Raw genomic sequence first — 8,554 nt, 5'->3', positions numbered from 1 at the left:
GGCTATACCATTATATTCATTGTTTCACTAAAGCTCAGATAAACGGTTAAAATCATAAAAATATTTTATTTTTTAAATAATTATAAAAACTCAATATCCATTTTATTAGCCTAATTAATCTTCGACCAATTCATTCTATTCATTTAATTTTTCTATCATTCATTCAAAAACTGGCTTATTTCATTCTATTTTTGTACATTTTTTTGACTTTAGTGCCCAGATTTAAAAGTAATAAAAGTCACATGATATTATCCATTTCTATTATCTTAAACGCACATCTTAATCCTCATTTTTTACAGCTTCAGCATTTTGTTCTGTTTTTTCCTTTATTTTGGCATCTTGGTTCAAGATCGCCTGATATATGGAGTTAAAGCGTTTTACTTGAGCATCTGTGTAAAATAAAATCTGGTGATCACTCACCTGCCAAGGATATTTTTTTAGCATCTCTAACATTTCATCAGCTTGATTCATAATTAAAAGCTCATCGGCAATTAAGGATGAATCTTTGTCTACATTTAAATTGCTTTGCAATTTTTCATACAAGGCTTTTTTCATGTCATCACGCAATGCCAAACCCTGTACCTGAGCAAGTGCCTTTCGTTTATTATCTCCATTTCGGTTTTTATAACTTTCAGCAGCAGCCCTGACATTTTTTAACATCTCAGTGCTTTCTTTATAGTTTTGCTTCTTATCTGCTTCTAAGCGATTAACATCTAAAAACTCATCCCATTTATTTTCCTTGAGTGTTCTTAAATACTGATTACGGATTTCTGTATTTTCTGCCCAATAATTCAATAAAAACTCGGATAGAATCTGGTAATCACCATGTAGACGCTTATCATGTACATCAAAATTCAGTGGTTTAGACCAGTCTTTTGCCTGTTCATAAAGTAAATTCATTTTTTCAGTCATGACGATATCAAACATTCTTTTATTATATTCTTCACTGTTTTTTAATGAGCTTTGATAGAAATAATATCCCCCTGCCACAATCGTAACAAATACAATCCCCATAATGAGTTTACGTATTAATGGATTCGACATACTTTTACTCATGGATTAATGATCTATAAATCAGATATGTACAATAAACACACAACTTTAGTCAATCATCCAGAATAAATAATGAATGTTTTTAAACACTCTGTTCCAAATTGTGTCTTTTAATTCCTGACTTCTGCCCTCATGATAGTTAGATTAAATAAGCAGAGAATTATTATGCGTGTAGATATCTGGTCTGATGTAGTTTGCCCATTTTGCTATATTGGAAAAAAACGTCTTGAACATGTGGCAAAAGAAGCAGGCATTGAACTTGAAGTAATTTGGCATAGTTTTGAACTTGATCCTGAAGCACCAGCCAAACATGACACATCAAATACTGAACGTTTAGCAAAAAAATATGGCCGTAGTATTGAACAAACGCAGGAGATGCAAATTAATATTGCCAATGCTGCAGCGACCGAAGGCATTCAGTTTAATTGGGATAAAGCCAATTCAGGTAATACTTTTAACGCGCACAGAATCATTCATCTTGCCCAAAGCAAAGGACTAGGAACTGAAGCTGAAGAAGCATTTTTCCATGCCTATATGACTGAGGGATTAGCGATTGGTGAACGTGAAGTCGTTGAAGAAATTGCTTCCCGCATCGGACTTGATCATGCAGAAGTGGAATACGTTTTAGATTCTGAAGAATTTTCGGATTTTGTTCATCATGATGAAAAAATCGCACATGAGCAATTACAAGTTACTGGTGTCCCATTTTTTGTATTCGATCAACGTTTAGCACTTTCAGGTGCTCAACCACGTGAGGTATTTTTACAGGCATTACAGCAGGCAATCTCAACTCAGGAACAAGGTGAAATTGAGCAGCAAGATGTTGCCGTCTGCAATGATGAGTCTTGTGAAATTCCAAATAAATAATTCAACATATCTTTAAGCAAAAATGGGATCATTTTCGCTGCATCAGGTTTATTCAATCATGCCAAAAATTGAATAAACCTGATTATTCCACACCTACAACTGAAATAATTTTTTTAGAGTTTCTACTATTCCTGGCCACTAATTGATCTATTGCAATTTCATTCTCTGCTTGTTGTTGTGCCTGTAAAATCACATCATGATGAGGTGACTTAGAGCAGACAGGATCCGTATTTTCAGCTTTTCCAGTCAACATAAATGCCTGACAACGGCATCCCCCATAGTCTTTTTCTTTTTCATCACAGCTTTGGCAAGGCTCTGGCATCCATGTATCACCTCGGAAATGATTAAATCCAACAGATTCATACCAGATCTGTTTTAAGGATTGTTCCTGCACGTATGGAAACTGGATAGGAAGCTGACGGGCAGCATGGCACGGTAATGCCATACCATCAGGAGCAACTGTTAAAAACACTTTTCCCCAGCCATTCATGCATGGTTTGGGTCTAGTTTCATAATAGTCAGGGACAACAAATATCAGCTTATATGATGCGTTCATCTGTTGTAGTTTTTGACGATATTGATTCGTAACTTCTTCTGCGACTTTAAGTTGTTCCCTTGTCGGCAATAACCCCTGACGATTTAGTTTTGCCCAACCATAAAACTGACAGACTGCAAGTTCAACGCTATCTGCACCAAGAGCAACACTCAACTCGATCATCTGACCAATTTGTTCAATATTATGCCGATGGATAACAAAATTGAGCACCATAGGATAATCATATTTTTTGACCAGCTTCGCCATTTCAAGCTTATGTTCAAAGGCATGTTTTGAGCCAGCTAAAGCATCATTTACCAGCGGATCACTCGCCTGAAAACTGATTTGGATATGATCTAAGCCAGCGTGTTTAAAACGTTCAATTTTTTCTTCTGTTAGCCCAATACCCGAGGTAATCAAGTTTGTGTAAAAACCTAAATGATGTGCATGAGCGATCAACGTATCCAGATCCTGACGAACAAGTGGCTCTCCTCCTGAAAAACCGAGTTGAGCCGCGCCCATTGCTCTTGCCTGATCAAAAACATTACACCACTCCTCGGTTGAAAGTTCTTTTTTAATCTGGGCATATTCCAATGGATTTGAACAATACGGACATTGAAGCGGGCACCGATATGTCAGCTCCGCTAAAAGCCAGAGTGGTAGACCAACAGCACTCATAGAAACTCTATCCAATGCTGTTGATGAGCAACTCTCATAAAATCATCTACATCACCAGCCAGTTCAGATACTGCTGGATATTTTTGTTCCAGTTGATGAATAATCTGATCTGTAGTTAATTTACCATCAATCAGCTGACCGATCTCACTGGCACTTTCATTGAGTTGAATCATCCCTTCAGGATATAAAATCACATATTTATTTTGTGCAGCTTCAAACTGGAAACGATATCCTGCCCGCCATTTTACGGTTTTCTCACGTGCGTATTCACTCATCGGAATAATCCTCTATGCCAAACAGGTTGATCTGTTACTGTAAAATACGGTTGTTGGTTATGTACATAAGCCATTGAAAGTGCATCCAGTAAACTCCAGAGCACATCTAACTTAAATTGTAAGATTTCCAGCATTCGCTGCTGTGCGTCAAGGCTTTGATAATGCTCTAAAGTAATCGTTAAACCATGTTCTACATCACGACGTGCTTGAGAAAGGCGGGAACGGAAATAATCATAACCTTTCTCCTCAATCCATGGATAATGTTCTGGCCAGCTATCTAAACGTGATTGGTGAATCTCTGGTGCAAATAGTTCAGTGAGAGAACTACTTGCCGCCTCTTGCCAGATTGCACGACGAGCGAAGTTAACATATGCATCTACAGCAAAACGCACACCTGGAAGTACCCATTTTTGCTCAATAACTTCTTGTCGGGTTAGCCCCACAGCCTCAGCAAGCCTGAGCCAGGCTTCACCTCCACCTGTTTCAGATCCAGCACCATCCTGATCGAGCATGCGTTGCATCCACTCACGGCGAACAGCTGCATCTGGACAGTTTGCCATAATTGCAGCATCCTTCAGAGGGATGTTGATTTGATAATAATAACGATTAGCAACCCAAGCCTGTATCTGTTTCTGATTAGCTTGACCTGCGTGCATCATTTTATGGTAAGGATGATGAATATGATAAAAACGACCTTTATCTAAAATGGCTTGTTTAAAGTCTGCCCTCGACATTGCTTGTGTCATTTATCCACCTTGATTTTTATAATTCAAAATGCATTCCATCAAATGCCATTTCAACATTATGCTGTGCTAAAGATTTATATTCAGGAGAATCTTCATCTAAAATCGGATTGGTATTATTGATATGAATCAAGATCTTTCGGGGTTTAGATAACTGATCTAAAATTGATAACATTCCATTTTCACCACTCAAATGTAAATGCCCCATCTCTTTACCGGTCTTGTCTCCTACCTTCTTTTGTGCCATTTCATCATCTGTCCATAATGTTCCATCAACTAAAACCGCATCTGAATTTTTCATGATTTCAAATAATTCAGGACTAATCTGTCCTACACCTGGTGCATAAAACAGCGATTTTTGAGTTTGATGATCAACTATAAGCAAAGCTAAATTGTCACCATCTTGCGGATTGTTTCGGTGTGGCGAATAAGGAGGAGCTGCACTGCGGATCACAAAAGGAATAAATTCTAAATTTTCAAATTTTTCAATTTTGAATGCTTCTGAAACCTTGATCTGATTCCAGATCAAACCACCATTCCAATGCTGTAACATCTTAAATAACGGGAAACCTGTACTTAAGTCATCATGCACCATATCAGTACACCATACTTGCAACGGGCATCCTTCACGTAAACTTAACAATCCAGTTGTATGATCAATCTGACTATCCATCAGAATTATATGCTGGATTGCTGTGTCCCTGATTTTTCTTGCAGGCTGTGCCTGTCTAAATTGACTCAACTGCACTCGAATATCAGGTGAAGCATTTAGCAATATCCAGTCCACACCATCACTTGAAACAGCGATTGACGACTGTGTCCGTGCTTTCGCATTAATATTATTATTTCGAAATCCTGAACAATTAACACAATTACAATTCCACTGCGGGAACCCGCCACCTGCTGCTGATCCCAATATATGTATATACATAAACTTTTTAATACCCCAAATGATAAAAGCCCTAGTTAAACTAGAGCTTTTAATAAAAATTAACGATTATGGAAATACATTGTCACTTCAAATCCAATTCGTAAATCTGTATAGGCTGGCTTTACCCACATTTGTATTTCTCCTAAAGTTATAACTTGTATATTTGAATATAAAGAGCCACATCCACCCATAGTGTTGATGAATTGCAAATACAATGTTCGCTTTATGTAACTCTACGCAATTTTTCTATGTCGATTTATTAGACATTTTTAACAAATGAACTGTTCAAGGATAATATATCGATTGCATTTTTTATAGTTTTAATATCGCAATGCAGTGTTTCAGTTATGGGACTATTTTGATTATTATTTCATCTCTATAATAACAATCCAAGATACTTCTTATTTTAAATATATTGCGCTGTAAATTTCTCCTATTTTACTTATTTTATAAGATTAAAAATCCTCTATTTTAGAGGATTTTTAGTTTTTTATATGAGTCAGTTTCTGATCAACTTTAACTGAATAAATTTCTCTTTTCGCCATTACAGTGATCGGCTGTATAGCTCCGACATTCCTATATTCCATACAAAATCCCCATCCACTCACTAATTTGCACAAGCAGCTTCAAGTTCTTGCTCAAGCCAAGAGTGGCAACTTATGAGATCAACAATCTCAACTGCTTGAACAAACAAAATTAATATGAGAATTGAGTCAACTTCCATGATCCTACCTCAAGAGTTTTATGACCATTAGCAATATTTTTCCCATGCGGAGTAACAATAGATAATGCGGGATAAGTCAGTAACTTATCCACATTTTTGCTCATTTTTTAACAAATTCTGGAATAAAAAAACTTTAAGATTCTTACAAAAACGAAACATTTAAAAATAAACCAATGAAAATAAATAACTTTTATATATGTTTATGTCTAACAAAAAAGCTTTTGTCATTTTTCTTAAAAGAAAACGTAACTTGCATGCAACCTACCTTTCTTATGGTCTTCGCTCCATTTACGGAGAATAGCAATATGGAATATGCGTTACAACATTTTAAAACATCGAAGTTTGTTTTACTGGGGCTAATGCTTACTTTGAGCATTGGTTTAAGCGCCTGCAATGACAGCAAGGATGATGCAACTCATCCAGAACCTCCAGCCAAAGCCAAATTGAATTGTGCCCCATAATAAACGAGAGAAATTGTGTCATGTCAAATATTAAAATGAATCGTCGTCATTTTTTACAAGGTCTTACAGGGGTTGGGGCACTCGCGGCATTTCCAGCTTCGATTCAAAAAGCACTCGCAATTGATGCTTATAATCAAACAGGAACGATTCAAGACGTTAAGCATGTGGTCATGCTCATGCTTGAGAATCGCTCTTTTGATAGTTATTACGGTACGCGTAAAGGTTACCGAGGTTTTGGGGATCGCTTCACTATTCCATTGCCAAATGAACGTAAGATCTGGCAACAATTGAATATGACAGGTAAAGAAATTTTGCCGTATGAGCTTGATAGTGATAAAGGGAATGCCCAACGTCTAAAAAGTACGCTACATACATGGATTGACTCTCATAAAGCATGGAATGGTGGAAAAATGGATTCTTGGCCAAAAATAAAAAAAGATCATTCCATGTCTTATTTTCCACACAAGGAATTGACCTTTCAACACGCTCTGGCAGAGGCTTTCACGTTATGTGATAACAATCATTGTGCAATGCATACAGGCACACATTCCAACCGCCTGTTTTATTACACTGGCAGCAATGGCCCAAAACCTGCCGGGGTCAATATGCTTAATAATGAATTGAGCGACCTTGGATCATCCTCTGTTGGTTTAACATGGACAACATATGCTGAGCGTCTGGAAGCCGCTGGTGTGAAATGGCGCGTTTATCAAAATATGCCTGATAATTTTGGCTGTAATCAGTTAATTTCTTTCCGTCAGTTCCGTGCGGCAAATGAAAAAGCACCTGCTGAACGACGTGTGAGCAGTAATAGTGAGGTAAAAAGCCCAACTTATGATCCAGCAATTGACGATAAGAACAATCCATTATTTAAAGGTGTAGCAAATACTCTGCCAAATGCTGGAGAAAAATTTGCTGACCCCAATAAAGGCATATTCGACACCTTAAAAAATGATGTCATCAACAATACTTTACCCGAAGTCTCTTGGGTTGTACCGAGTGCACTTTACTCAGAACACCCATCCCCTTCGACCCCAGTACAAGGTGGCTGGTATGTACAGGAGTTACTGGATGCATTAACAGCAAATCCTGAAGTATGGAGTAAAACTGTACTCATCATTAACTATGATGAAAATGACGGATATTTCGATCACCTGCCACCTCCAACAGCCCCATATCGTGATGAAAAGGGTACTGTTTTTGGCAAAAGTACAATTAATGATGCAGAAATGTCATTCGAATATTGTAATTATCCTTTTCCCGAAGGTACGACAAAACAACCTGGAGACAAATTAAGAAAGCGTGAAGATGGTATCCCCTATGGAGATGGGCAGCCATTTGGTCCAGGTATGCGTGTTCCTATGTATATCATTTCTCCATGGAGTCGTGGAGGTTGGGTAAACTCACAAACCTTTGACCATACTTCAGTGATTCAATTTCTGGAAAAACGTTTTGGTGTCCAAGAACCTAATATCAGTGCATTTCGTCGTACAGTCTGTGGAGACCTGACTTCTGCTTTTGATTTTAAAAATCCGAATGATCCATCCATCCCTACACTGGATGGCCGAAAATCCCGAACTGAAGTAAATAATATTGCTATACAGCAAGGCTCTTTAGCTCAAATCCCTGTTCCAGCGAACCAAAAACTGCCTGTGCAAGAAACAGGTATTCGTCGCTCTCGTGCCTTACCTTATATTTTACATACCAGTGCTATTGTAAAAGATAAAAATATACAGCTTAAATTTGCCAATGCAGGTACTCAAGGTGCAGTATTTCACGTTTACGACAAACTCAATTTAGACAGTTTTCCAAAACGTTATGTTGTTGAAGCAGACAAACTGCTCGATGATGTCTGGAAAACAACTAATGACCACTATGATCTTTGGGTACTCAGTCACAATGGTTACCATCGTCATTTCAGAGCAGATATAAATGAAATTGCAAAAGCCAATATCCTGCCTGAAATTCAGGTCTGCTATGACAATGAAAATGGCGATGTTTATGTCAAATTACATAACACTGGCGCAGTGGAATGTACATTTACTGTTACAGATAAAGCCTATTTAAAACTTGTATCCAATACGGTAATAGTTAAACCAAATACCGAAGAAATCCTGTCATGGAAACTCAAAGATTCGGGGCAATGGTACGACTTTGAAGTAAAACTCAAAGAAGCTGCGAGTTTCTATCGCCGTTTTGCGGGACGTGTAGAAACAGGGAAAGATTCTATTAGTGACCCATCATTTGGTTATAACCTGAGTTAAAGCCGTAAGCCAGTTTAAGTACC

At 37.6% G+C, this 8,554-nt stretch carries 9 protein-coding genes; 3 read left to right on the top strand and 6 right to left on the bottom strand.

Annotated features, from left to right (window positions below; translation table 11 throughout):
• Positions 1–279: 279 nt before the first annotated feature.
• On the bottom strand, positions 280–1,044 hold the full coding sequence (locus KPC_RS03080; protein WP_228212137.1) for a hypothetical protein: 765 nt from the start codon (positions 1,042–1,044) through the stop codon (positions 280–282).
• A gap of 174 nt (positions 1,045–1,218) precedes the next feature.
• Here KPC_RS03080 and KPC_RS03075 point away from each other — a divergent pair, with 174 nt between their 5' ends.
• Positions 1,219–1,920: a DsbA family oxidoreductase gene (locus KPC_RS03075; protein WP_121972959.1), complete on the top strand. Its 702-nt coding sequence runs from the start codon at positions 1,219–1,221 to the stop codon at positions 1,918–1,920.
• A gap of 82 nt (positions 1,921–2,002) precedes the next feature.
• On the opposite strand, the gene pqqE is transcribed toward KPC_RS03075, so the two are convergent.
• The 5 genes from pqqE to pqqA are packed head-to-tail and all read right to left on the bottom strand — an operon-like array spanning position 2,003 to position 5,213.
• Positions 2,003–3,133 (bottom strand): pyrroloquinoline quinone biosynthesis protein PqqE, encoded by a 1,131-nt coding sequence (pqqE, locus tag KPC_RS03070; protein ID WP_121972958.1) that lies wholly within the window; start codon positions 3,131–3,133, stop codon positions 2,003–2,005.
• Positions 3,130–3,408 carry a pyrroloquinoline quinone biosynthesis peptide chaperone PqqD gene (gene pqqD, locus KPC_RS03065; protein WP_121972957.1) on the bottom strand — a complete coding sequence of 93 codons (279 nt, stop codon included), beginning with the start codon at positions 3,406–3,408 and terminating at the stop codon, positions 3,130–3,132. Before pqqD ends, pqqE begins: the two co-directional genes overlap by 4 nt.
• A complete protein-coding gene (gene pqqC / locus KPC_RS03060) occupies positions 3,405–4,154 on the bottom strand; it encodes a pyrroloquinoline-quinone synthase PqqC (protein ID WP_121972956.1) in 750 nt (249 codons plus the stop codon). The genes pqqD and pqqC overlap by 4 nt, the downstream gene beginning before the upstream one ends.
• 16 nt (positions 4,155–4,170) lie before the next feature.
• Positions 4,171–5,082: a pyrroloquinoline quinone biosynthesis protein PqqB gene (pqqB, locus tag KPC_RS03055; protein WP_121972955.1), complete on the bottom strand. Its 912-nt coding sequence runs from the start codon at positions 5,080–5,082 to the stop codon at positions 4,171–4,173.
• A gap of 59 nt (positions 5,083–5,141) precedes the next feature.
• On the bottom strand, positions 5,142–5,213 hold the full coding sequence (gene pqqA, locus KPC_RS03050; RefSeq protein WP_081401800.1) for a pyrroloquinoline quinone precursor peptide PqqA: 72 nt from the start codon (positions 5,211–5,213) through the stop codon (positions 5,142–5,144).
• An 847-nt stretch (positions 5,214–6,060) separates the two neighbouring features.
• Here pqqA and KPC_RS20280 point away from each other — a divergent pair.
• Positions 6,061–6,267: a hypothetical protein gene (locus KPC_RS20280; RefSeq protein WP_146196617.1), complete on the top strand. Its 207-nt coding sequence runs from the start codon at positions 6,061–6,063 to the stop codon at positions 6,265–6,267.
• Positions 6,268–6,302: 35 nt separating this feature from the next.
• A complete protein-coding gene (locus KPC_RS03045; RefSeq protein WP_213065872.1) occupies positions 6,303–8,531 on the top strand; it encodes a phosphocholine-specific phospholipase C in 2,229 nt (742 codons plus the stop codon).
• Positions 8,532–8,554: the final 23 nt, after the last annotated feature.

The sequence above is a fragment of the Acinetobacter stercoris genome, assembly GCF_900323515.1.
Lineage (GTDB): Bacteria > Pseudomonadota > Gammaproteobacteria > Pseudomonadales > Moraxellaceae > Acinetobacter > Acinetobacter stercoris.
Note: the sequence above shows the minus strand (reverse complement) of the source record. Positions and strands in the feature narration are given on the sequence as shown.